We start from the raw sequence: 24,894 nt of genomic DNA on the forward strand, positions 1-24,894 counted from the left end.
GCTGCGCCGAAACCGCTGAGCGATCACAGCTATTGAGAAACCGAAACTGCCACCCTTCTGTTCTAAGCAGCCGCCATGTTGCAGCGGCCATCTGCAACCCGATTACAAAATCGCCCGTGCAGCCGGGTCTGCCCCTTCCCGCACAAACACAGGAATTTCACTCATTGGTGCAGCAACCGTGATCGCCCTCCCCCCTTCATAGCGTTCGCCATTCAATGCCACCCACGTTTCTCCCGCCGGTAACCACACTTCCCGCTCTCGCTGACCGGCATACAACACCGGCGCGACCAGAATATCTGCGCCAAGCATGTACTGATCTTCCACCTGCCAGCTTTCAGCCTGACCCGGATACTGATAGAACAGGGTGCGCATCGCCGGATCGCCATTTTCATGCGCTTCCTGCATCACGCGGCTGATGTAAGGGCGCAGTTTTTCGCGCAGGAATAACCCGCTTTTCATCAGCGGGTAATTCTCTTCGCCGTAACTCCAGACTTCATTGGGTGCGCCGCTGTTGCATTGCGCAATGCCGTCACGCCACGGTTCTGACGGCTGGATTTGCGGTTCGCGGTAGCCATGTAAACGCATCACCGGACAGAATACGCCCCACTGGAACCAGCGGATCAGCAACTCCTGAAACGCCGGATCATTCACATTCCCCCCCTGGAAACCGCCGATATCCGTCGTCCACCAGGGAATGCCCGCCAGCCCCATATTCAGACCGGCGGCAATCTGATTACGCAGTGCGTGGAAGGAAGAATGGATGTCGCCCGACCACGCCAGCACGCCGTAACGCTGGCTGCCTGCCCAGGCGCAACGCACCAGATTCACGATCTCGTGCTCACCTTCCTGCTGTAAACCGTCGTAAAAACCTTGCGCGAATTTTTGCGGATAGATGTTGCCCACTTCCAGCACCGGCCCGAGGTGATAACGATAGTTATCAAAATCATAAGCGCGGTATTCCGGCTCGGCTTCGTCCAGCCAGAAGGTGCGGATGCCCAGATCGTAATAGTTCTGCTTCACCTTATCCCAGACAAACTGACGCGCGCCGGGATGTGTGGCATCAAAGAAGGTACAGTTGCCGAGAAAATCCAGATTCACCGACACACCGCGATCGGTATTGACCAGATAACCTTTGGATTTCATTTCCTTATAATTGTCGGTGCGGCTGTCTACCGTCGGCCAGACCGACACCATAGTTTCGATGCCCAGCGATTTAAGCTCCGCGACCATGGCTTTCGGATCCGGCCAGTCCACGGGGTCAAAACACCAGGTGCCCTGATTCGGCCAGTGGAAGAAGTCGATGACAATCACCGAAACCGGCAAATTGCGCCGCTTGTATTCACGCGCCACCTCCAGCACTTCCTGCTGCGTACGGTAGCGCAGTTTGCACTGCCAGAAACCGGTCGCGTATTCCGGCATTTGCGGCGCAGTGCCGGTCGCGCGGCCATACTGATGCAGGATGTCAGCGGGCGTGTCTCCGGCGGTGATCCAGTAATCCATCTGCTCCGTGACCTGCGCTTCCCAGCGGGTAATGTTTTTGCCGAATGTCGCTTCGCCAATCGCCGGATTGTTCCACAACATGCCGTAACCCAGGCTTGAAAGCATAAACGGCACGCTGGCCTGCGAGTTACGCTGCGCCAGTTCCAGCGTGCAGCCTTTCAGGTCCAGACAGCTCTGCTGGTACTGCCCCATACCATAAATTTTCTCGTCCGGACGCGATTCAAAACGCACGGTTAATTGATGCTTGCCACCGGGAATGGCTTTAAATTCGCGGGCATCCATCTTCAGTGCACTGATGTATTTATCCTGACTCTTTTCCGTTGCGCCAATGCCCACAGTCGAACGCTGACGCCAGTACTCTTCGAGGATCAGTTCACCACGCAGGTTATAAAACGCCAGTTGCCCTTTGATATTCACCGTCGCGGTGATGTTGCCGTTGCGCAGCGTCAGGGTTTCTGTGCTGTGACTGATGTCTGCTTGTGGCTGAGTGTCCGCGGGCAGCAGCGCCCACAACGAATCATTGAGTTCAGGACGGCAGGTAGCGCGCACGCGCAGGCTGTTCTCGCCCCAGGGTTCAATCACCAGCGTTTGCTGATCAAAATGCCAGAGGATACGGTTCTTTTCGGCGATTAATTCGCTCATGCGGACTCCTGTGTATGCAAGGTGGCCTGAGGTTCAGGCTCATGTTCCCGGGAAATTTTTGACTGATTGATCTGTTTCATGGTGGCGTCATTAAGCTTGTACCAGCGCATCGACAGCGCGCTGAACATTGACAGCACGCCCGGCACCAGCGAGAACAGCGCGATAATCGACAGCATCGCGACAGTATTCTGCTGTGCGGCATGCGGCACGTAACCGCTCATGCCCAGTGTCCAGCCGACCACCGCCCCGCTCACCGCCATCCCCATTTTGAGGATCGCCAGCAAGGTGGAAAACACGGTGCCATCCATGCGTTTGCCCTGTTTGTATTCGCCGTAATCCACCACATCAGACATCATCACCCACATCAGCGTGGTGGTGACCTGATAGAAGGTGGAGACCAGCAAGGTCATGCCCACCAGCAGGGAAATCCACGCCGGAACGAAGAAAATCGCCGCGCTCAGCGCACCGGTCAGAATGGCGCACAGTGTGAAGGCCGCGAGTTTGCTGCGGTTGCGGGTCAGCGGTTTAACCAGCAGACTGCCGAGACTTTTGCCGACAATGTGTGCCGCCAGCAGCCACATAAAGTAGCTGGCATTGCCGAGATAATAAGTGACGTAATACATCATTGCGCCGAGACGCACCACGCCGAAGGAGATGTTGAAGAAGATCAGCGCCGCCACCACGCGCCACTGATCGTTACGCACTAAGTCACGTAAATCGGAGAGAAAATTCTCATGTGTCGGCGGCGCGCTGATACGTTCTTTCGTATTGAGAAAACACAGCAGGAACATCACCACGGCAATCGACGCCATGATCGCCATCGCGCCAAAATAGCCGTCGAGTTTATTGCCACCGCCCATCATTTCCGCCAGCGGCATCATCAGGAATGTGGACATCGCGCCGCCCAGCGTAGCGAGGAAGAACCGATAGGATTGCAGGGAAATACGCTGGGTATTATCCGGCGTAATGATCGCGCCCATCGAGCAATAGGGAATGTTAATGGCGGTGTACATCAGCATCATCACGCAATAGGTGACGCTGGCGTACACCATTTTACCGCCCAGCGTCAGAGATTCCGGCACCGCATACACCAGTAAACAGCTTGCCCCGAAAGGTAACGCCAGCCAGAGAATATAAGGCCGGAATTTACCAAACCGGGTTTGTGTCCGGTCAGCGATCAGCCCCATCGCCGGATCCACAATCGCATCAGCGACGCGTGCAACAAGAAACATTGTCCCGACAAAGACTGCCGGTAATCCCACAACATCGGTGTAATAAAACGTCAAAAATATAATCACATTATCCAGACCAATATGGCTCGCCATATCCCCCAGACCGTAACTCACTTTTTCTTTTACGGATAACTTCGCAGTCATTTTTCGTCCTGCCTTTTGTAGGTTAAACACAAAAAAGTCAGTCCGTCCGTGGCCCGAGGACTTGTTATAGAATGGTTAAAAGCGAGTCACAATTACGAGATGTTATAAATTTCTTATGATTTTTGATTTGTGTGATACCGGTAACATGAGGGAGGAAAGGGGGAGCCCCGCAATGGTCAGTCGCATTTGATATTCAGAGATTGCTAAGATAGAGGCAGACCAATAAGAAATTTGGGATCGGACGATGAGCACAGAACTGAGACAGGAAGCCTTTCACTTAATGCGCAAGGTGTTCCAGCAACACACCGCGAGATGGCAGCAGTGCATCCCGGAACTGACCAAACCGCAATATGCGGTGTTGCGCTCTGTCGCTGAAAATCCCGGCATTGAGCAGGTGCAGCTCACGGATGTCGCCGTCAGCAGCAAAGCGACACTGGCGGAAATGCTGGCGCGCCTTGAAACGCGCGGGTTGCTGGTCCGTGAAGCCGATCCGGCAGATAAACGCCGGCGTTTTATTACGCTGACGGCGGAGGGGAAAACGGTTCTCGCGAAAACCCAGCCCGTCGGTCAGGAGGTAGATACTGAATTTCTGGCAAGACTTTCTCCAGACGATCAACAGCATTTAGTCCGCCTGCTGAAGTCTATGACGGAGGATTCAGTATAACTTTGCCGTAAAGCCTTGCGGCTTGATGAGGTGAAGGCCCACTTCGGTCCATAATTCCATTCATTAATCGGTATTCAGCGCCTTGCCCCAGGTGAACGCTCACTGATAATAAACCTCTGAAAATCAACTTATTACGATATTCGCTAATTGTTTTCGGCGATTGATGGGCATAACTTATACCTTCAATTTCAAAAGGGAATTATCAAAATGGCAATACCCGCTTACCTATGGCTTAAAGATGACGGCGGCGCTGACATCAAAGGATCTGTCGATGTGAATGGGCGTGAGGGGAGTATCGAGGTTCAAGGATTTGGGCACGGCTTGTTTTTACCTACTGACAACAACACAGGCAAGATCACCGGTACTCGTGTACATTCCGCGCTGACTTTTGAAAAAGAATTCGACAGCTCATCGCCCTACCTTTACAAGGCCGTCGCAAAAGGCCAAACCTTAAAATCTGCGGAGATAAGGTGGTACAGGATCAACGATGCTGGTCAGGAAGCTGAATATTTCAATATGCTGATGGAAAATGTAAAGGTCGTTTCTGTTTGCCCGCTAATGCATGATTGCAAAAACCCTGCCACTGATAAACATAACCATCTTGAGTCAATTTCACTGCGTTACGAGCGGATCACGTGGAAACATTGCGATGGGAATATCATTTTTTCAGATGCGTGGAATGACAGATGATCAAATGCACGTTTCGGTTAAACGGAGCGGGTATATCAACGCTAAGTTGCCCGGGAATTGGTTTTTTCCCTGCATACTCAGGCAATCCCGCACAGCGCAACGATCCTGAACAGACAGCGGTCAAAAACATAGGACCACTACCACCAGGCAGGTACTACATCGTATCCCGCCCTGTGGGGGGGTTAATGTACAAGCAGCGTGATTGGCTTAAGTCAATTGTCAGCGGTTCAGATCATGCAGCGTGGTTTGCATTATTTCGCGATGATAGCTTGATTGATGACACGACTTTCATTGAGGATGTCGAACGTGGAAATTTCAGATTACATCCGGCTGGATATCAGGGGACAAGTAACGGCTGCATAACATTTACCAGTAAGTCACACTTCGATATCCTTCGAGAAGCATTACTCAAGACACCAACCACGATGGTTAGCCCAACAATGAAAGCGTTTGGCACAGTGCAGGTGTACTAATGAAACCATACCAATATATTCTGATCTGGATGGCTGGCTCGGCGTCTTTTGTCGTAATACTCGTCACCATTTTCGCCTTAATACCCGAAAATATCGCGTACTCACTTTTGACAGAAAAAACAGGTTTTATAACAGAAGAATCATGGGCAAATATCTTTATGACCTTTATCCATCTGACTTCATTCCTGTTGAACATTTCACTGATCTGGCTTGTCGCCTTTTTACTGAGAAAGAAAGAGTAATCAAAGCCCGGCGGCAAGCCGGGCTGGTATTCAATACAGTGATGCATGGAAGGACCGCTTATGGTGAATAACCAGGATGTATAGATTGGTATAACTCAGGATGGAATAAGACGGGTAAATGCCGGGTTTTTTACATGCACGGAAGATCATCAAACTCATCCGTAGTGGCCGTTGAAGCTATGCGTAACAACACCGAAAATTATTGTCGTCCCTCGAAACCACCGCCATCGATCAGGATGTCTGACTCAGGCCGCATCAGGGGATGGATGTCAACGGAGAGTGAACGGTTGGAAGGAGGTTATACAGGGTCTATGATGGAGGACTAACGGGAGTTTTTATGATTGAAGAAGTCGTATTACTTGATGGTAAAAATCAACCGGCGGGCACCATGGACAAAGCGCTGGTGCATACCGGCCAGACACCCTTACATCTTGCTTTTTCCTGCTATATTCACAACGATCGCGGCGAAATCCTGCTGACACGACGTGCCCTGAGCAAAGTGGCCTGGCCCGGCGTCTGGACCAATTCTGTCTGCGGACACCCGCTGCCGGGCGAATCCCTGCGGGCGGCAGTTTGCCGTCGCTGTCAGTACGAACTGGGTTTATCCGTGGAGCAAATCACGTCGCTGGTTGACGAATTTCAGTATCGTGCCACCGATGCATCCGGGATTGTCGAAAACGAGTTTTGCCCGATATTTGCCGCTTTCACCTGCCAGCCCCCAGTGCCGCGTGCTTCTGAAGTCATGGATTATCAGTGGGTTAAGCCGGAAGATTTGCTGAACAGCGTTCGGGCAACACCCTGGGCATTCAGCCCGTGGATGGTGTTACAACTGGGTCAGATCACGCAGGAAAACCTCAGTCTGCTGGGGTGATGTGAGGCGCACAAAGCGGACATGCTGCCAGTCAGGATCGTTAAACAAAGCCTGATACTGGCGACGATTTTTCGCGTAAGTTTTCAGCGTCCACAGAATAATTGAATCCCGGCTGAAGAAGCTTTTACGAAACGATTCGCGATTCCCCGTTCCCGCCCAGATTTCCTTTTGTGCCCATGCCCGCGTGGCGGCGCGTTTCACCGCCTGATATAACGTACGCCCGAACGAATAATCCACCCACACGATCATATCGATTTCGCGCCATTTTACGGCCTGAGTACGTTTGTAATTTCCGTCAATCACCCAGCCGTCACTGGCCGCCAGTTTTTCTGTCAGACGGGCAAAAAATTCTTCATCCGGTGTGCCCTGCCAGTCCGGCTTCCAGAACAGCGCATCCAGTTCAATATAAGGAATATTCAGTTTCTGAGAAATGTTGCGGGCAAGCGTTGATTTCCCGCTTCCGCTGGTACCAATAACATTGATTTTCACCACATGATCCTTATCCGCTGCCGGATGTTGCATCTGGCCTGAAAAAAAAGGGCGCATATTATGCCGCAACATATTTCACTTGTACAAGCACATGAATTAACGCCCGCAACCATTACGCACAGAACTAAGTTGTCGTGTGAATGTATTACCGCTGCGAATGGATGAACTATTTGTGCTTTTTTTCGATTGCTAGCAACAAAATCTAAAATATCTTGCAGCCATACCTGTACAGACTGGCAATCTTTGTATAACTTTCTGTTACCCCTGCTTCATCATTAGTCCGTCTTTTACGGGCGTATTCAGCCTGACCTTTGGAAGAAAAATTGGATTTCCCTTCTTCCAAAGGTTTTTTTCATGGCTGGGGTTTTCGTGATGCATAACACAACGATCAGATGAGTCAGGGCCGGAAATTGTGAAGAAAAACTTCACAATACTCTCTTTTCTGACTGGCAATAGGCACTTTTCACGTGAGACGAATCCGCTGAAAAGTTTAAGGAGGTCTACATGCAAATCGAAGCAGAACAAACAGTTACAGAAATCAGTGATTATTTAAATGTGCGGGAAACGCCGACATTAAGCGAAGTTGAGATCCTCGGGACTGTTGTTTCAGGACTTCTCTCCAGCCACTATCCGGTGAGTAATAAGGCCATAATTGAAGGTCTGGTGCGCCATCTGGAACAGGAGACCAACATCAGTAATCAGCAAGGTTGCCGTAACTTACTGGAACTGGTGTTACTTTCCACGCAGGACGATGTGATTTAAAAAATATTACCGGCCTGTTAAAGATGATGTTAACAGGCCGGAGCGCAATAACTGTTTTGTTAAAGCGATTTCAGTGTCGCGGCGATCACATCTTTAGCCGGCGTGGTCGGACGACCAATCAGTTTGCTCAATGTATGAGAATCATCAAACAAGCCCCCTTTCTCTGCACCTGCATCAGAATCTGCCAGCATATTCGCCAGACCTTCCGGTAAACCGGCACCAAGCAGCGCTTTGGCAAATTCCGCCTCCGGCAGGTTGATATAATCAACTTTTTTACCGGACTGACGGGCAATTTCGGCAGTGAATTCCGCCAGCGTGTAGGCTTCATCCCCGGCCAGTTCGTAGATTTTACCGGCCTGATTTTCCTGCGTCAGTACTGCCGCCGCGGCCTCAGCATAATCCTGGCGCGCAGCGGAAGAGATTTTTCCTTCACCGACTGAACCAATAAACGCGTTATGCGCCAGCGCCGGGGCGATACTCGCCGCATAGTTTTCGGTGTACCAGCCGTTACGCAACAGCACGAATGGAATGGCGGATTCGCTTAATGCTTTTTCGGTCGCACGGTGTTCAACACCCAGTCCCAGCGGACTTTTATCTGCATGAAGCAGACTGGTGTAGGCCAGCAGTTTCACGCCTGCACGTTTTGCTGCGTCGATGACCGCGTTATGTTGTGCTTCGCGCTGACCGACTTCACTGGAAGAAATCAGCAGCAGTTTTTCGACGCCTTTAAACGCAGAATCCAGTGTGGCGGGCTGGCTGTAATCGGCCTGACGCACGTCAATACCCAGATCTGCCAGATCCTGAGCTTTTTGCGGATTACGCACCGCGGCAATAATCTGATCAGCAGGCACTTTTTTCAGAAGTGCAGCAATAACAAGGCGGCCTAACTGGCCGGTAGCACCGGTAATTGCGATCATAATGGTTTCTCCAAAAAGTATTCGACAGATGATTTATGCTTTCAAGGCGCTAAAAATGTCGCCGTCAACACATCCTATGCGATACACTAACTTTTCGTAAGTACGCACCCTAAGGTTAGTATGAAAATAATTTCCTCTGAGCAACCCGCTGAACGTTTGCCACTGTCAGAACAAATCCGCCGGGGCGAAGTCCTGAATCCTAACTGCCCGTCGCGCGAAATCCTGCGTCACATCACCAGCCGCTGGGGATTACTGATCCTGATCGCGCTCAGCGATAACACATTGCGCTTTAGCGAACTGCGCCGCAAAGTCGGCGGTGTCAGCGAAAAAATGCTGGCGCAGACTTTACAGTCCCTCGAAGAAGACGGTTTCATCGACCGCCGTTCTTATCCGGTGGTGCCGCCGCATGTGGAATATTCTCTGACCCCCCTCGGCATCGAAGTAAAAGATCAGGTTGCCGGGCTCGCAGACTGGCTGGAGTCGAATCTGCATCGCGTTATGAAACAGCGTAGCCTGCGTCTCGTAGGTGCAGAGTAATTAACAAAAAAACTTAACAAGTCCCCAAAAATTCTCACCTATCATTGACTCTATCCACCGACTAACATCATTTCATTGATTCGATAAAACCTTTTATTTTAATCAGCTGAGGTGATGTATGTCCCCGTCCCAGACCCACAAGCAACATGTCACGCTCGTCATTACCCATAAGATTGCGCCAGCCAGCGAAGCGCAATATGAAGCCTGGCTGAATAAAATTATGCCACAGGCCAGTACCTTCCCGGGGCATCTTGGCGTCAACGTCATCCGCCCGAGCCGCAGCGGCGATGCTTATACCATTCTGGTGCGTTTCGACACGCTGGAAAATCTTAATGCATGGCACAACTCGGATCTGCGTAAACAACTGGTGGCGGAAGTCAGCCCGCTGTTGTTGCAAAACGACAGCACCGAGGTGCGTCCCGGTGCCGAATTCTGGTTCACCCCGCCAAGTGCGAATGTCCGCCCGCCCGCCCGCTGGAAACAGTATCTGCTGACATTGGGGGTAATTTATCCATCGACCCATATTGTGCCCTGGTTTTGGGGGCAGTTTTTGCCACAGCTTAAAGGCACCGAAGGCGGTCATTTACTCAATGACGCCACGGTCGTAGGGCTGGTGGTTTTCCTCTGGATGCCAATCGTTACACGAGTGTTCCATTCATGGCTGACGCGCGCTTCCGCGCAATAACAGGAGATTTTCCAATGAATTCAATAAATAATGTTGCTTCACTGATCCTGCTTAACGGCAAATTCCACACCGTTGACAGAGAAAAACCGCTGGCAAATGCTGTCGCAATCAAAGACGGTAAATTCCTGGCTGTCGGTACCGAAAATGAAGTGATGCAGTTTGCTGATGCGCAGACGCAGGTGGTGGATTTGCACGGACACACCGCCATTCCGGGCCTGAACGACTCGCACCTGCATCTGATCCGTGGCGGTCTGAATTACAATCTGGAATTGCGCTGGGAAGGCGTGCCTTCGCTGGCCGATGCCCTGCGTATGCTGAAAGAACAGGCGCTGCGGACACCAAGCCCGCAGTGGGTGCGCGTGGTAGGAGGCTGGACTGAATTTCAGTTTGCTGAACGCCGCATGCCGACGCTGGATGAAATTAATCAGGCCGCACCCGATACGCCGGTGTTTATCCTGCATTTATATGACCGCGCCCTGCTCAACCGCGCCGCGCTCAAAGTGGTCGGCTACACCAAAGACACCCCCAATCCGCCAGGCGGTGAAATTCAGCGTGACAGCAATGGTAATCCGACCGGTATGCTGATCGCCAAGCCAAACGCCATGATCTTATATTCTACGCTGGCGAAAGGACCGAAACTGCCGCTGGAACAGCAGGTGAACTCCACCCGCCAGTTTATGCGTGAACTGAACCGTCTCGGCCTCACCAGCGCGATTGATGCAGGCGGCGGCTTCCAGAATTACCCTGAGGATTATCAGATCATCGATGAGCTTCATCAGAAAAATCAACTGACGGTACGTATTGCTTACAACCTGTTTACCCAGCGTCCGCAACATGAACTGGAAGATTTCGAGCTGTGGACCGACATGCTCAAACCCGGCCAGGGCACTGATTTCTACCGTCATAACGGCGCAGGCGAAATGCTGGTATTTTCAGCCGCAGACTTTGAAGATTTCCTGCAACCGCGTCCGGATTTACCGCCGGGAACGGAGGTCGAACTTGAACGCGTGGTGCGTCATCTGGTGGAGCACCGCTGGCCGTTCCGCCTGCATGCCACGTATGACGAGTCGATCAGCCGGATGCTGGATGTCTTTGAGAAAGTGAACAGCGATATCCCGTTCAACGGGCTGCACTGGTTCTTTGACCATGCGGAAACCATCACCGAACGCAACATTGAGCGCGTCAAAGCGCTGGGCGGCGGCATTGCGGTACAGCACCGTATGGCATTCCAGGGAGAATACTTCGCTGAACGCTACGGTATCGAGGCCACTAAACATACGCCGCCGGTGGCGAAAATGTTGTCCGCAGGCGTGCCGGTCGGGTTGGGCACCGACGCGACCCGTGTTGCCAGCTATAACCCATGGACGGCACTGTACTGGCTGGTTTCCGGTCGCACCGTCGGCGGCATGGCGATGTATGACGACGCCGCCCGTATTGACCGCGAAACCGCGCTGATGCTGTGGACGCAGGGCAGTTCCTGGTTCTCCAGCGAACAGGGCAAGAAAGGTCAGATCAAAGTCGGGCAACTGGCCGATCTGGCCGTTCTTTCCGAAGATTTCTTCAGCGTGCAGGAAGAACGTATCAAGGGCATCGAATCGGTGATGACCGTGGTCGATGGCAAAGTGGTTTACGCCGCAGGCAGTTTCTCGCCGCTCGCGCCGCCAGCCATCCCGGTGCTGCCGGACTGGTCGCCGGTCACCACAGTGCCTGGGCATTACCGCTCTGCGCCGCCACAAGGTGCAGCGCGCGTCGGGCTGGTTCGTCAGGGGCATCAGTGCGTCGGCCCGTGTGGCGTGCATAAACACAGCCATGATATTGCCCGTGGTTCTGATGTCCCGGTGTCCGATGACAACGCTTTCTGGGGTGCGTTAGGATGTTCGTGCTTCTCGTTCTGACCCGTTGAGAACGACATGAAAATGGCCTGCATTGCAGGCCATTTTTTTCTGCCACCGTATCTTTTGCACACGCCCCGGCATACCCTGTTATGAGCATTAGCTCATTAACAGGAACTGAATGATGCGTGACCTTCCCCCTACAGCCACACTTCGCGCCTTTGAAGTCGCCACCCGCCACACGACGTTTACCTCAGCCGCAGAGGAGCTGTTTATTACACAAAGTGCCGTCAGCCATCAGTTGAAAAAACTGGAAGATAGCTGGGGCCTGCAGCTTTTTCAGCGTGGTAAAACCCTGAGCCTGACGCCTGCCGGTGCAGCGCTTGCCCCTCTGGTACGGGAATTCTTTAGTAAGCTTGAAACGACACTTGCCGATCTGCGTGAACAAAAAGGACGGGTGCGGCTGCGTGTCAGCACCACCTATTCTTTCGCGTTAAAGTGGCTGTTACCGCGCCTGCCGGAATTAGCACGTTTGCATCCGGAAATTCTGGTCTCGCTGGAAAGTACGGATAAAGCCATTAACTTCGCCAGCGCAGATTCCGATGTAGCGATCCGTTTCGGACACGGTAATTATGCGGCGCTGCATACAGAGTTTATGTTTCGCGAACAATTATTTCCCGTTGCCAGCCCCGCATTCTTAGCCGGTTTTGGTATACCCGCTGAACCTGCGGAGCTGCTGCGTTTTCCGCTGCTGACACGTGACGGGGCTGATCTGGTACCGAAATGGGATGCCTGGTTTAAGCAGGTCGGCGTGAATACTGATGTACTGCACGAAAGCGTGCGCTTCGCCGACACAAATATGACGATCGAAGCCGCGTTACTGGGTCAGGGCATTGCGTTAGCGCGCAGCGGCCACGTTGAAAAAGAAATCCATGATGGCAGTCTGGTCAGGCTCTTTGACGTCGTTTTCCCCTCTCCGTCCGCCTATTACTTTGTCTGTCCGGAAGGCATCGAGACACAGCCGCACATCCTGAAATTCCGTAACTGGCTGCTGGCCGAATCACAGCAAGCGCAGCGCAGTTATCGTTGAAGTATGAGTTATTGCTCATACCACGATGACAACACTTCACTGTTAATCCGGGCACAGGCTGTTTAGCATCAGTACATGCCCGCTCATATTATTTTTCTGGCGGTATTCTGATGCTTGCGATTGTTGATAGGTTAATCAAATCAGGAGAACTCGAGATGTCTGACCGCCCTGCTATTGCTCTGATAGGTCCCGGTGCGATTGGTACGACCATCGCTGCGGTACTGCATGAAGTTAACCGCACGCCGCTGCTTTGCGGGCGCACTGCGCATCCGCAATTAATTCTGCGTCATGATGACGGCGAGGTGGTGGTGCCAGGCCCGGTATTAATCAATCCGTCGAAGGTCCACTCTCCGTGTGATCTGGTTTTTGTTGCGGTGAAAACCACACAGGTGGCTGACAGCGCCGGCTGGCTTACCGCATTGTGCGATAAAAATACCGTTGTCTGTGCACTGCAAAACGGCGTCGAACAGAAAACCTCGCTGGAACCCTACGTCAACGGAGCAACAGTGCTGCCTTCCGTTGTTTGGTTTCCAGCACAACGTGAGCCGGATGCCTCCGTCCGGCTGCGCGCAAAACCGCGTCTGACGTTGCCGGATGTGCCGCAGGCAAAACGGATCGCTGATGCGCTCAGCGGCACACGCTGTACGGTTGAATTGTCATCCGACTTTCTCACGATCGCATGGCGCAAATTGCTGCAAAATGCGGTCGCGGGTCTGATGGTTCTCTCGAACCGCCGTGCCGGGATGTTCTCACGCGGGGATATCACGCAACTGGCACTGGCTTATCTGCGTGAGTGTCTGACTGTCGCGCGTGCGGAAGGTGCGGTACTCAGCGATAACGTTCCGCAAGAGATCGTTGACGGTTTTCATCGTGCACCTGCGGACCTGGGCACTTCTATTCTCGCCGACCGCCAGGCTAACCGCCCGCTGGAATGGGATATACGCAACGGTGTCATACAGCGTTACGGTCTCGCGCGGGGTATTCCTACGCCCGTTAGCGACATTCTGGTACCGCTGCTGGCGGCAGGAAGTGAGGGGCCGGGCTGACGCCAATAAAAAGCCCGCCGCGGGCGTCATGCCAGCGGCGGGCTTTACGTATTACAGCTTATAAATCCTTAAACGATCCCAGCCGGAATCCGCGTTCAGTTATCGCAGTTTTGAGCGAGGCCGACGTCAGTACATCCAGCTCCGCCAGGCGCGGATAGCAATATTTGCTCGCCAGAAGGGTGTTATCGATAAACGCCGGATGGGTCATGATTTCCACCGAGCGGTCACCGCGCTGCGTGGCGTTGTCCAGCGTTTGCACAAACAGGGCTTCTGAAACCGTCTCTCCGTAGAAACTGCTGTCGAAACCGTCGGTACTCTTCGCGCCACACAGCGCAATGTCGCCCCGGCGGATCTCGTCACGATCGATGCGTACAGGAATGCCCTGATCTTTCGCGAACGCTTCCACGATCGGGAAAATCTGCGGGAACATATGCACATGATGATGACTGTCGAGATGTGTCGGCAAACGGCCAAACAGAGACACAAAACGCCCGAACTGGCATTGCAGTTCCTGCGCGATTTCATCAAGCGGTAACGTGCCCTGCTCTGCCATTTCCCAAATCCATTTTCCCAGTTCACCGTCGCGGGCCAGCCCCGGCATGGATGACAAGGGACGTCCGAGCGTCAGCACGAAATGCATGCCAACGGCAAGATCAGGATTTTCTTTGCTGAGCACCGCGGCATGTTCTGCACCGGCCATATTCACCATCGCCGTCGTCGACCGCACCACACCGTTGTTGAATGCGTCGATGATCCCGTAGTTTTGCGCTTTACAAAGCCCGAAATCATCGGCGTTCACTATCAGTAATTTATCCATAAATGTCCCGGTTGAACGCCTCCCCTTTTCAGGGAAGGCCGTGGGTTTATTTCAGCGCAGCAATGGTGTTAGCAAAATTTGGCAGTAGTTTTTCATGTGCCAGCAACATTTCGCGCGCCAGTATCTCAGCATCTTTATCGGAATGGATCAGCGGGCTGAGGTTCATCGCCAGCAGAACATCATTGAATTCACCGCTCAGTGCGGCATTGCTGGCGGCAATCTCAAAGCCTTTGATGGTGTATATCAGGCCAAGCACTTTTTCGTCGAAATGCGTGATACGCGGGTGTGGTTTTGCGCCGTCACGCCCGATGGTGCACGTCATTTCCACCGCCCAGTCAGACGGGATGTTATCAATATGGCCGTTATGCGGGAAATTGACGTACTGCTCGGTTTGTTTGTCGTTGTAAATTGCGCTGATCACTTCGCAGGCGGCATCGGAATAATAGGCCCCGCCGCGCAATTCCAGTTCTTTCGGTTTGACGTTCAGATCAGGGTTTTTGTACAGATCGAACAGCTGTTTTTCAACCTTCTGTACCACCGTGGCGCGTGCACCGCCTTTGTAGAATTCCCCCATCTCAATCGCCAGCATCTCTTTCTGCTTAAAGTAATACAGCAGATAAGAACACGGCAGCAAATTCAGGGAGCGGATCAGGCCTTCGCTGAACGGTAAATCAAAGATGTTTTTCACCGAACCGGCGGTCAGCGTGCCGGATGCGACGCCGTCGAGCAGTTCGGCGAAACGTGATTCGCCGTTGACCAGAACATCTTTAATGAACACCATGTGGTTCAGGCCAAACAGGTCGATGGACAAATCGTCCATCGGGGTCAGTTGCAGCACATCCTGAATGAACATTTTCATGCCAACCGGGATGTTACACACGCCGATGAATTTCTTGAATCTGGTGTGCCGGAATACCGCTTCCGTTACCATTCCGGCCGGGTTGGTGAAGTTAATCACCCAGGCGTCCGGGCAGATTTCTTCGACATCTTTAATGATGTCAAAAATCACCGGAATGGTACGCAAGCCTTTGAACAGGCCACCAGCGCCGTTGGTTTCCTGCCCGAGATAACCGTGGCTGAGTGGAATACGTTCGTCCAGTTCGCGTGCTTTGAGCTGGCCAACACGCAGTTGCGTGGTGACAAAATCGGCATCCACCAAGGCTTCGCGGCGGTCCAGCGTTTTATGCATTACAATCGGCACACCTGCACGTTCCACCATACGCTGGCAAAGATTGAAAATAATATCCTGTTTCTCTTTTCCGGCTTCCACATCGACCAGCCATAACTCGGTAATAGGCAATTCATCGTAGCGTTTAATAAAGCCTTCCAGTAATTCCGGGGTATAACTACTTCCGCCACCAATTGTGACGACTTTCAGTTTTTTACGCATAGGAACTCCCGTGCAATAATAATGCACTGCAAATTTAAACAGAGAAATAAATGATTCGGTTTAATTAATACTGCATAACTTCTTTCGGTAATGATTGGGGGTAAAAGAAGTTAGCTTTTTAAAGTTTTTAATAAACATACTCGGGCTGCTGTAACCGGATTCAAACGCGATATCCGTGACCGAATAATTGGTGATCTCCAGCTGTTTCTTGGCAAAATCAATACGAATTTCATTAATAATCTGCATCGGTGTTTTGCCATAATGTCGCTGCGTGGCACGGCTGAGATATTCCTGTGATTTGCCGGAAAGGGCCACCATATTCGTTAATGCTTTGTCACTAAACTGTGTTTTGTCGTGCATCTTTTCGATGGTATTTTTAAGCCAGCCTGGCGCATCTGTCGTGATTTCTGATTCTCTGTGATGGCGTAAACGGTTCACAATATAAAACGTCACCATTTCCAGAAACTCATTAAATTCCCCGTTCCTGAAATTAAGAGAAGCGATCACAGATTCTATATAAGCCAGAAATTCAGTCTTGATCTGATAAACCTGTGACGCCACAAAACGGGATGGCAGTAAAGATAAATAGTGTTGCTCGAAGAACGCTTTGCTGATCCCGACATTTAATATCCGCGTCGCACCGAATTCATAGAAACTTTGGTGATGGGATCCCAGAGGGATAAAGACAAAATCGCCGCGTTCTAACAATACCCGTTTACCATTGACGTTCTGGTAATACCGGCCGGTCAGCACCACTGTAAATTCGTAGTAATCATGTTCATGCAGCCCGGAAATGCTTTCTACTTTGTTGTAGATGAACATGTGGAAATTCTGACCGTCGAAGAGTTGATTTTCGCGCGCTGTCTTGATTTCCATGCTCAGTACCGGTGGCTGCATTATGGCTCCCTACGTTATTTTATTTTTTCATGAAGCTCAATGAGTTCCGCAATCAGTTCGCGGGCCAGCATTGATGTCATCAGGTGATCTTGTGCATGCACCAGCACCAGGCTAACTTTGGTTTTTCCTTCGCCCTGATCGCCTTCAATCAGTTTAGTCTGCACCAGATGCGCTTCATTCAGCGCCATTTTTGACTGCGCCATCACCGAACGCGCCTGCTCAAAATCACCTTCTTTGGCTTTTTTGAGCGCCGCGTAAGCCAGGCTGCGTGCTTGTCCGGAGTTGATGATCAACCCCATCACCACTTCTTCGAGATCCTGCATTTCGCTTTCAGTTTCAACAATGCTGTCTAAATCCATCATCTCTGTCTCTCCATGATTGCCCGGATAACGGCGGGAAGATGGCCTCTGCCCGCCCTCCGTTCAGATTAAAATTTCAGTGAAGCTGCAATGTCTTCTTCGCTTTCTTCTTCTTCAATAATCGCCTGCGCCTTGTTAGACAAGATCACGAATGGCATGTACACCAGCGTGGCAATACCGAGATTGAACAACGCGACGAGCAGTGCCGCGATGCTGCCGTTACTGTTAAAGAAAGCGCCAAGCCCGGTCGGCATGGTCCACGGCGCCAGGTTAGTGACCGGAGGAATGATACCCATGCTGTACGCGGCGATCGTGATGGCGGCCAGAATCGGCTGAACCAGCACGAAGGGGATAAACATCACTGGGTTCATGATAATCGGCAGACCAAACAGGATAGGCTCGTTAATCTGGAAGATACCTGACGGCAGTGCCAGCTTTGCCACCTGACGATGATCGGCACGGCGTGAGGCGATAAAGATGGCGATGATAAGCCCGAGGGTTGCACCGGAACCGCCCAGCATGATGTAGGAATCCAGCATCGGTTTAGCCCAGAAGTGGAAGGTTTTCCCTGCATCAATCGCGGCACTCACGGAACCGTATTCGGTGTACAGCGCGATATTTTCAAGCGCCCACGGGGTCATGATGCCGTTGTCGAGCGCGGTCAGCGCCAGAGATCCGTGCACACCAAAGAACCACAGCAGTGAGTTGAAAATCACGTACGCCCAGCCAACCACGCTGCCCATTGCCGCCAGAGGTTTGGAAATTGAATCCATAATAATCTGGTGGAAGTTGTGGCCATATAATCCGAGTAACCAGGAAATAACCCCGAAGATAAACAGAATAATAAAGCCCGGAATTAACGCGGAGAAGGATCGGGAAACCGAAGACGGCACACTCGCCGGCAAGGTAATGACCCAGTTGCGGCGAATCACAAAGGTGAACATTTCTGCGACAACCAGACCTATTACCATACCGGAAATAATATTCGCGCCACCTAACCAGTTTGCGCCCACCGCATAAGCTTCACCGACGCTGTATGGCGTCACGGTCATAAAGGCTGCAACGGCTAATAAACCGGCGGAGAGGGAATCAACTTTACGTTCTTCCGCTAATGCCATGCCAATAAAGAACGGCGCCATCAGCGACATAATACCGAGCGTACCGTTATAAACATTAATACCGATGGTTTTCAGACCGGCCAGCGTATCGATAGTTGACGGGTCTAAGCGCACGCCTAAAGAATAAAAGAAAGAACCGGCACCGAAGTTCAGGAATACGTTATTAATTAAAACGAACATGGCACCCGCGAGGGTCAGCGGCATGAGTTTTATGAAGCCATTTTTAATGGCATTAATATGCGGTTGTTTACCTATTTTAACGGCAAAAGGAAGAAGTATCTTTTCAAGTGAATCAATGGCTTTGCTCATTGGTATTTTCCTTTAATGCCGCCATCTGGCGGCCAGGGGAAGAAATTCGCTCTTTGACTGGAGTTCTCTTTGACTTAAAAATTTCAATATAAAGACGTTCAATTTTAAAATAAGGAAAAACGTAAGATCACTGCGCTGCTGCTTTTTTGATCGCAGCAACGGCTGCTTTCAGAACACCTAACCCGTCAATTTTGCCGTACAGGCCAGAATCGATCACTTCAACCGGTTTACCCGGCAAGACTTTTTTAATTTCATCCAGCATATAGGCAATTTGCGGCCCAAGCAGAACGACATCGGCTGCCGCACCTTTCTCTGCAGCCAGTGTTTCAGGAAATGCTTCGATAATGACCGGGACCTCATACTTCTCAGCCTGAACCTTCATTTTAGAAACCAGTAACGAGGTTGACATTCCGGCGGAGCAAAACAAATAAATGACTTTCTTTTCCATGATAAAACCCTCATATCCCGATAAATTGCAGCTCAGGCAACGGTTTTTCCTTCACCTGCGAGAATGTATTCAGAGCAAATAAATTGAAGATAACGAATCGTCTCTGCCTGAAAGCAGTATACGGCATCACTTCAGGGCGCGATAATTCGGAACTTATAGAAATTGTCTCTCCTTGACCATCCCTTATGACTCCCTTCACGTTTTGGGTAAATAACTCGCGAGGATAAATAAGATAAAGACGCACGGTCACGCAACAAGAAGTTAACATTTACACTTACCCAAGCAGGGGACAATATGAGAAACTGGCAATGATTGCGCAAACATTACTATTTTGACGCCATAATTCAGTGGTCAACGCTTTGAATAATAAAATAAATGCTCAGAAAGGCCGTTCCCGCACGGCTACGCTCGAAGATGTTGCTCAGGCCGCCAGTCTTTCACCCATGACGGTCAGCCGCGCCTTAAACAATCCCAAAGTCGTGCGCCCGGCGACCATTGCCCGCGTGATGGAAGCCGTGAGAAGTACCGGTTACATCCCCAATATGCTGGCCGGTGGTCTGGCGACCAGCCGCACGAAACTCATTGCCGTCGTCGTGCCGCAGATTAACAACAATATGTTTGTTGATACCGTGCAGGCCATCAGCGACCAACTGGCGGCACGGGGTTATCACATGCTGTTGTGTATTGTCGGCTATGAGCCGGAAGATGAAACCGATATTATCGCCACCCTGCTTTCGCGCCGACCGGACGGGATTGTGCTGACCGGCATTCATCACACGTCGGAACTGAAAAGAATCATTCTTAACGCCAATATTCCGGTAGTAGAAATCTGGGATTTAACGCCCACGCCGATTGATATGCTGATTGGCTTCTCGCACGAAAAAGTCGGCAATGCCATCGGTGACTATTTCCTCGGCAAAGGCTTCAGGCGTTTTGGCTTTATCTGTGCTTCTGATCGCCGCGCAATGGTGCGTAAAAACGGGGCAATCAGCGTGTTGCGGGCCATTCCTGCGCACGACATTAAAGAAGTGATTGTTTCCCGTCCGGCGAATATGGAAGTCGGACGCCAGGCACTGCGCCAACTGCTCGCCAGCGATCACCGCTTTGACGCCATCATTTGCAGCTCCGACACCCTGGCGCAGGGCGCAATCATGGAAGCCGAATCGCAGGGTTTACGCGTGCCGGATGATTTCTCGGTGATCGGTTTCGCGGACCTGAATTTTGCCGCCCATAACCGCCCGGCGATAACCACCGTCAGCGTCGAAAAATGGGATTTAGGCATCCGCGCGGCAGATATGCTGGCGGATAAAATTGAAGGCATCGCGGTTGAGGAACCTATTGTTGATATGGGTTACAAACTGGTTATTCGGGAATCAGCTTAGCGCCTTGCACACTTCAGCTTTTGTTTTAACCATAATACTCCACCCCAACCCTCCCCTTCGCAGGGGAGTGAGTTGTCCGCGTAATTAATTCAACTTTATATTTTTCCCGGTTATAAATAACCCCGGCAATTGAAACTCATTCTTATTTGTTAAAAATGTTAGCTAACATTCATAACAACAAATAACAGAAACTTTCCGTGCGAAATTATATTGATCTAAATTCAACCCACAAAATCATGAAGAATACTTTGATAAACAATGCTATTTCCCCCTTATCCATTCACAATAAAAAAACCAATATCTCATTGATTTAATGAGGCTTTAAATCAAATTAAACCTGTGAAATTCCTTAATGCATTTCCCGCCTTATAGTTCATGGGGAATTTATTCATTTATTTTAGATGTAGCGGTGATATTATCGATTTGTACCCAAAAAATAATAATAATTAACCCAAACTTAACATCAGGCATGTGAGAGTCGTAATTCTATGCTCCTTCAAAAAAAAACAACCCGTCGCAAGTTTTTACTTGGGTCGCTGATGGCTTTGCCTGTCGGGACCATCATGATGAAAGGGCTGTCAGCGGCACAAGCTGCAGAAATGGCTGCCCCGGATTTACTCGAATATAAACCGATATTTTTCAGCGCCGATGAGTGGCAGTTTATTATGGCCGCCGCTGACCGTCTGATCCCTGCGGGTGGCAAAGGCAAAGCACCGGGCGCACTCGAAACCAATGTGCCGATTTTTATCGATCAGCAAATGCACGGCGATTTCGGCGAAGAAATCTATATGCAGGGCCCGTTCAACGTGCATGCTCCGGCGACGATGGGGTATCAGATCCCGTTCCGTCCGCAGCAAATCTACAAAACCGGCATTCGTATTGCGAACGCCTGGTGTCAGCAAAATCATCAGAAAGCCTTCCATGAACTGGCCGATCAGGACAAAGACAATGTGCTGACGCAGTTGCAGAAAAACGGCATCAAATTTGCCGATGCGGGCGAAGAAAATCTTGTCGCCTCGCAATTCTTCAGCGAACTGCTTTCAGACACCAAACACGGCTATCTGGCAGACCCGATCTACGGCGGGAACAAAGGGATGAAGGCGTGGATTGCCATCGGCTTCCCCGGCGCTCGCGCCAGTTTCACCGAGTGGGTTAAGCAGCACAATGTCCCGTATCCGCTGGGGCCTGTGAGCCTGCAGGGCGCGCGTGCCTGAGTGCCTCGCCCTATTACCGTTTTCTGATGACTGACAGGATTAAAGATGGCAAAAGTAACTAAACCAGAAGTCGACGTCGTTGTTGTCGGCCTCGGCTGGGCTGGCTCGCTGATGAGTATCGAGCTGGCGATGGCGGGCCTGACCGTTCGTGCGCTCGAACGTGGCGGCGATCGCGGCTACGAAGAATTTGCTTACCCGAAACCGGCGGACGAATATGCCTACGCGGTACGCAATAAAGTCATGGCGACGCCGGCTGAAGCCGCTGTCACCGTGCGTTACAACATGAGCGAAACCGCCCTGCCAACCCGTAAATGGGGTGCATTCGCGCCGGGTACCGGCGTGGGGGGTTCCGGTCTGCACTGGACGGCGGTATTGATTCGCCCGACGCCGACCGATTTAAAACTCAAAACTTACGCTGACGAAGCCTACAAACCAGGCATCTTGCAGGAAGACATGCGGATCATGGATTTCCCTTTCTCCTGGGATGAAATTGAGCCGTATTACACTAAGTTTGAGCATATCTGCGGTCAGTCCGGCAAAACCGGCAACCTGCGCGGTCAGATTATGGAAGGCGGGGATCCGTTCGAAGGGCCACGTTCCGAGCCGTATCCGCTGCCTGCGCTGGAAGACACGCTCAACAGCAGCATGTTTGCTGAAGTCACCAAAAAAATGGGCTACCACCCGTTCCCGAACCCGTCAGCCTGCGTGTCCCGCGCCTGGACTAACCCGTACGGCAACCAGATCGCGCCGTGTAACTACTGCGGTTATTGCAGTAAATACCCGTGCCTGAACTACTCGAAAGCGTCGCCGCAAACGGCGGTGATGGACGCGCTGAAACGCATGGATAACTTCTCTTATGAAGTGCATGCCAATGTGCTGAAAGTCGAACTGCATGATGATAAGAAAACCGCCAAAGGCGTGATCTACATGGATGCAGACGGCAACGAGTGCTTCCAGCCAGCGAAAATCGTGGTACTGAGCAGCTTCCAGTTCTGCAACGTGCGGCTGATGCTGCTGTCCGGGATCGGCAAGCCTTACAATCCGATCACCGAAGAAGGCGTGATTGGCCGCAACTATGCGTTCCTGAGTAACGGCGGTTCGACGCTGTTCTTCAAAGACAAAAACTTCAACCCGTTCGCCACCGCAGGCGCCACCGGCCAGATGTTCAACGATATCTCTCCGGGCAACTTCGACGGCCCTTCCCTTGGCTTTATCGGCGGCGCGAAAATTCACAGTTCGCAGGCCACCGGTACGCCAATCAGCACCTCGCTGCCAAAAGGCACGCCTGCGTGGGGCACCGGCTGGAAAGAAGGCATGGAAGAATGGTACGGCCACTCGATGAAAATCAGTATCACCACCACCTGCCAGTCTTATCGCGACATTTATCTGGATCTGGATCCGAATTACAAAGATGAATATGGCTATCCGCTGCTGCGCATGACTTTCGACTGGAAACAGAACGAACTCAAATTGCAGCAATACCTGAAAGGCATCGTGGGCAATATCACCAAAGAGCTGAACCCGGACAGTTACAGCGAAAGCTTCCTGCCGATGGACGCGCATTTTGACCTGACCAAATACGTCTCTACCCACAACGTGGGCGGCGCGGTGATGGGCGATAACCCGCAAACCTCGGCGCTGAACAAGTTCCTGCAAAGCTGGGATGTGCATAACGTGTTTGTGCCGGGCGGTAACGCTTTCCCGCAAAACTTCCAGGCTAACCCGACGGATACCATTGGTGCGATCACCCTGATGGCGGCGCAGGCGATTAAAGATCAGTACCTGAAAAACCCTGGTCCACTGGTTCAGGCATAAGCGGAGATGAACAGGATGAAACTCAAAAGTTTATTTATCGCTAACGCCTTGCTGCTGGGTGCGGGTTTTATGGCGAATGCGCAGGCGGATACCAATACACAACCCGACAACGCAGCGCTGATCAAACAGGGCGAATATGTGGCGCGTCTGGGCGACTGCGGTGCCTGTCATACGGTGGCGGGCAAACCGGCGTTTTCCGGCGGGCTGGCGATCAACTCCAATCTGGGCACCATTTATTCCACCAACATTACACCGGATAGAGACCACGGTATTGGCGGTTATAGCGAAGCACAATTCTCGGATGCCGTGCGCAAAGGCGTTCTGCCGGACGGCACCCGTTTGTATCCGGCAATGCCTTACCCTGATTACGCTAAAATCAACGATCAGGATATGCACGCGCTCTACGTTTACTTTATGCAGGGCGTAAAACCGAGCGCAGAACAACCGCCTGAAACCGATCTGAGTTTCCCGTTCAGCCAGCGCTGGGGCATGCGTTTCTGGAACTGGGCGTTCGCGTCTGACAAACCTTTCCAGCCCATCGGCGGCGCTTCCGCGCAGGTGAACCGTGGCGCGTATCTGGTGGAAAGTCTCGGGCACTGTGGCAGTTGCCATACCCCACGCGGTTTCGGCATGAATGAAAAGGCACTGGACAGCAGCGACTCTGATTTCCTGGCAGGCGGCAGTCTGAATAACTGGGATGTGCCTTCCCTGCGCGGCGTCGCGCACTGGAACGAGCAGGAAATTGTCGACTATCTGGGCAAAGGGCGTAATGACAAAGCAGCAGTTGGCGGCGAAATGACGTCTGTGGTGGAAAACAGTACCGCACACATGACCGATGACGACCTCAAAGCCATCGCGGCCTACATCAAGTTCCTGGGCGGTAACCCGCCGGTTCCGGCAGAGAACACGCAAAAAGCCAGCGCGACCGAAGCCAGACTGACGGCGGCGAAAAACCTCAGCGAAGGCGAGCGTTTGTATCTGGATAACTGCGGCGCCTGTCACTTTGTCACCGGCAAAGGCGCACCGGGCGTTTTCCCGCAACTGGATCAGGCAACGATTGTGAACGCGAAAGATCCGACCGGGCTGATCCACACCATTCTGGCGGGCGCGCAGCAACCGTCAACGGCACGTGCACCGTCCACGCTGGTGATGCCGGGCTTTGCCAGCCGTCTGACGGACGAAGAAGCGGCGCAATTGTCGACCTTTATCCGTCAGGGTTGGGGCAACAACGCACCGGCAGTGACGGCGAAAGACGTCAGCGAAGTCAGAAAAACCCTGACGAAGTAATCACTTTTGCAGGCTCAAACGGCTTTCCTCACGGAAGGCCGT

Annotated in this window: 24 protein-coding genes; 14 read left to right on the plus strand and 10 right to left on the minus strand. The window is 51.8% G+C overall.

Going from position 1 to position 24,894, the window contains the following annotated elements; genetic code table 11:
* Positions 1 to 102: 102 nt before the first annotated feature.
* Positions 103 to 2,142 (minus strand): glycoside hydrolase family 31 protein, encoded by a 2,040-nt coding sequence (locus EX31_RS02185; protein ID WP_037033125.1) that lies wholly within the window; start codon positions 2,140 to 2,142, stop codon positions 103 to 105.
* The gene (locus EX31_RS02190; protein WP_014416564.1) at positions 2,139 to 3,518 is read right to left on the minus strand and encodes a glycoside-pentoside-hexuronide (GPH):cation symporter; all 1,380 of its coding nucleotides are present in this window, start codon (positions 3,516 to 3,518) and stop codon (positions 2,139 to 2,141) included. Before EX31_RS02190 ends, EX31_RS02185 begins: the two co-directional genes overlap by 4 nt.
* A 244-nt stretch (positions 3,519 to 3,762) precedes the next feature.
* Here EX31_RS02190 and EX31_RS02195 point away from each other — a divergent pair, with 244 nt between their 5' ends.
* From EX31_RS02195 to idi, 4 genes are all read left to right on the plus strand, one after another.
* Positions 3,763 to 4,182, plus strand: coding sequence for a MarR family winged helix-turn-helix transcriptional regulator (locus tag EX31_RS02195; protein WP_037033126.1), 420 nt, complete (start codon positions 3,763 to 3,765; stop codon positions 4,180 to 4,182).
* A 207-nt stretch (positions 4,183 to 4,389) separates the two neighbouring features.
* Complete coding sequence (locus EX31_RS02200) at positions 4,390 to 4,872, plus strand: Hcp family type VI secretion system effector (protein ID WP_013577896.1); 483 nt, start codon at positions 4,390 to 4,392, stop codon at positions 4,870 to 4,872.
* Positions 4,869 to 5,345 carry a DUF2778 domain-containing protein gene (locus tag EX31_RS02205; protein WP_013577897.1) on the plus strand — a complete coding sequence of 159 codons (477 nt, stop codon included), beginning with the start codon at positions 4,869 to 4,871 and terminating at the stop codon, positions 5,343 to 5,345. The genes EX31_RS02200 and EX31_RS02205 overlap by 4 nt, the downstream gene beginning before the upstream one ends.
* 579 nt (positions 5,346 to 5,924) lie before the next feature.
* Complete coding sequence (gene idi / locus EX31_RS02215; protein ID WP_037033128.1) at positions 5,925 to 6,458, plus strand: isopentenyl-diphosphate Delta-isomerase; 534 nt, start codon at positions 5,925 to 5,927, stop codon at positions 6,456 to 6,458.
* On the opposite strand, the gene EX31_RS02220 is transcribed toward idi, so the two are convergent.
* Positions 6,411 to 6,947, minus strand: coding sequence for a P-loop NTPase family protein (locus EX31_RS02220; RefSeq protein WP_037033247.1), 537 nt, complete (start codon positions 6,945 to 6,947; stop codon positions 6,411 to 6,413). The genes idi and EX31_RS02220 overlap by 48 nt on opposite strands.
* Before the next feature lie 504 nt (positions 6,948 to 7,451).
* Here EX31_RS02220 and EX31_RS02225 point away from each other — a divergent pair.
* A complete protein-coding gene (locus tag EX31_RS02225) occupies positions 7,452 to 7,709 on the plus strand; it encodes a biofilm/acid-resistance regulator YmgB/AriR (RefSeq protein WP_013577901.1) in 258 nt (85 codons plus the stop codon).
* Positions 7,710 to 7,768: 59 nt separating this feature from the next.
* Here the strand turns inward: EX31_RS02225 and EX31_RS02230 are convergent, their stop codons facing one another.
* Complete coding sequence (locus EX31_RS02230) at positions 7,769 to 8,626, minus strand: SDR family oxidoreductase (protein WP_013577902.1); 858 nt, start codon at positions 8,624 to 8,626, stop codon at positions 7,769 to 7,771.
* A 120-nt stretch (positions 8,627 to 8,746) separates the two neighbouring features.
* On the opposite strand from EX31_RS02230, the gene EX31_RS02235 reads away from it, so the two are divergent.
* From EX31_RS02235 to EX31_RS02255, 5 genes are all read left to right on the plus strand, one after another.
* Positions 8,747 to 9,163, plus strand: a complete 417-nt coding sequence (locus tag EX31_RS02235) for a winged helix-turn-helix transcriptional regulator (protein WP_037033129.1) — start codon at positions 8,747 to 8,749, stop codon at positions 9,161 to 9,163.
* A 118-nt stretch (positions 9,164 to 9,281) separates the two neighbouring features.
* Complete coding sequence (locus tag EX31_RS02240; protein WP_037033130.1) at positions 9,282 to 9,848, plus strand: antibiotic biosynthesis monooxygenase; 567 nt, start codon at positions 9,282 to 9,284, stop codon at positions 9,846 to 9,848.
* 14 nt (positions 9,849 to 9,862) lie between these two features.
* Positions 9,863 to 11,743 (plus strand): amidohydrolase, encoded by a 1,881-nt coding sequence (locus EX31_RS02245; protein ID WP_013577905.1) that lies wholly within the window; start codon positions 9,863 to 9,865, stop codon positions 11,741 to 11,743.
* A 121-nt stretch (positions 11,744 to 11,864) separates the two neighbouring features.
* On the plus strand, positions 11,865 to 12,770 hold the full coding sequence (gcvA, locus tag EX31_RS02250) for a transcriptional regulator GcvA (protein ID WP_037033131.1): 906 nt from the start codon (positions 11,865 to 11,867) through the stop codon (positions 12,768 to 12,770).
* Positions 12,771 to 12,925: 155 nt separating this feature from the next.
* Positions 12,926 to 13,816 (plus strand): oxidoreductase, encoded by an 891-nt coding sequence (locus EX31_RS02255; protein WP_037033132.1) that lies wholly within the window; start codon positions 12,926 to 12,928, stop codon positions 13,814 to 13,816.
* A gap of 58 nt (positions 13,817 to 13,874) precedes the next feature.
* On the opposite strand, the gene chbG is transcribed toward EX31_RS02255, so the two are convergent.
* From chbG to EX31_RS02285, 6 genes are all read right to left on the minus strand, one after another.
* Entirely contained in the window at positions 13,875 to 14,633 is a 759-nt protein-coding gene (chbG, locus tag EX31_RS02260; RefSeq protein WP_037033133.1) for a chitin disaccharide deacetylase, read from the minus strand.
* Between the two features lie 46 nt (positions 14,634 to 14,679).
* Positions 14,680 to 16,023: a 6-phospho-beta-glucosidase gene (locus EX31_RS02265; RefSeq protein WP_037033134.1), complete on the minus strand. Its 1,344-nt coding sequence runs from the start codon at positions 16,021 to 16,023 to the stop codon at positions 14,680 to 14,682.
* A gap of 60 nt (positions 16,024 to 16,083) precedes the next feature.
* Positions 16,084 to 16,920 carry a transcriptional regulator ChbR gene (gene chbR / locus EX31_RS02270; RefSeq protein ID WP_014416576.1) on the minus strand — a complete coding sequence of 279 codons (837 nt, stop codon included), beginning with the start codon at positions 16,918 to 16,920 and terminating at the stop codon, positions 16,084 to 16,086.
* 14 nt (positions 16,921 to 16,934) lie between these two features.
* Positions 16,935 to 17,282: a PTS N,N'-diacetylchitobiose transporter subunit IIA gene (chbA, locus tag EX31_RS02275; RefSeq protein ID WP_037033137.1), complete on the minus strand. Its 348-nt coding sequence runs from the start codon at positions 17,280 to 17,282 to the stop codon at positions 16,935 to 16,937.
* A gap of 65 nt (positions 17,283 to 17,347) precedes the next feature.
* Positions 17,348 to 18,706 (minus strand): PTS N,N'-diacetylchitobiose transporter subunit IIC, encoded by a 1,359-nt coding sequence (gene chbC / locus EX31_RS02280; protein WP_013577913.1) that lies wholly within the window; start codon positions 18,704 to 18,706, stop codon positions 17,348 to 17,350.
* A gap of 127 nt (positions 18,707 to 18,833) precedes the next feature.
* Entirely contained in the window at positions 18,834 to 19,154 is a 321-nt protein-coding gene (locus tag EX31_RS02285; protein ID WP_013577914.1) for a PTS sugar transporter subunit IIB, read from the minus strand.
* A gap of 359 nt (positions 19,155 to 19,513) precedes the next feature.
* Between EX31_RS02285 and EX31_RS02290 the strand changes: the two genes are divergently transcribed.
* From EX31_RS02290 to EX31_RS02305, 4 genes are all read left to right on the plus strand, one after another.
* Positions 19,514 to 20,536 carry a LacI family DNA-binding transcriptional regulator gene (locus EX31_RS02290; protein ID WP_051930987.1) on the plus strand — a complete coding sequence of 341 codons (1,023 nt, stop codon included), beginning with the start codon at positions 19,514 to 19,516 and terminating at the stop codon, positions 20,534 to 20,536.
* Between the two features lie 488 nt (positions 20,537 to 21,024).
* Positions 21,025 to 21,750 carry a gluconate 2-dehydrogenase subunit 3 family protein gene (locus tag EX31_RS02295; protein ID WP_013577916.1) on the plus strand — a complete coding sequence of 242 codons (726 nt, stop codon included), beginning with the start codon at positions 21,025 to 21,027 and terminating at the stop codon, positions 21,748 to 21,750.
* Positions 21,751 to 21,795: 45 nt separating this feature from the next.
* Positions 21,796 to 23,565, plus strand: coding sequence for a GMC family oxidoreductase (locus EX31_RS02300; RefSeq protein ID WP_037033138.1), 1,770 nt, complete (start codon positions 21,796 to 21,798; stop codon positions 23,563 to 23,565).
* A 15-nt stretch (positions 23,566 to 23,580) separates the two neighbouring features.
* The gene (locus tag EX31_RS02305) at positions 23,581 to 24,852 is read left to right on the plus strand and encodes a c-type cytochrome (protein ID WP_369794752.1); all 1,272 of its coding nucleotides are present in this window, start codon (positions 23,581 to 23,583) and stop codon (positions 24,850 to 24,852) included.
* Positions 24,853 to 24,894 lie beyond the last annotated feature (42 nt).

It is taken from the genome of Rahnella sp. WP5, from assembly GCF_000745615.1.
GTDB classification, from domain to species: domain Bacteria; phylum Pseudomonadota; class Gammaproteobacteria; order Enterobacterales; family Enterobacteriaceae; genus Rahnella; species Rahnella aceris.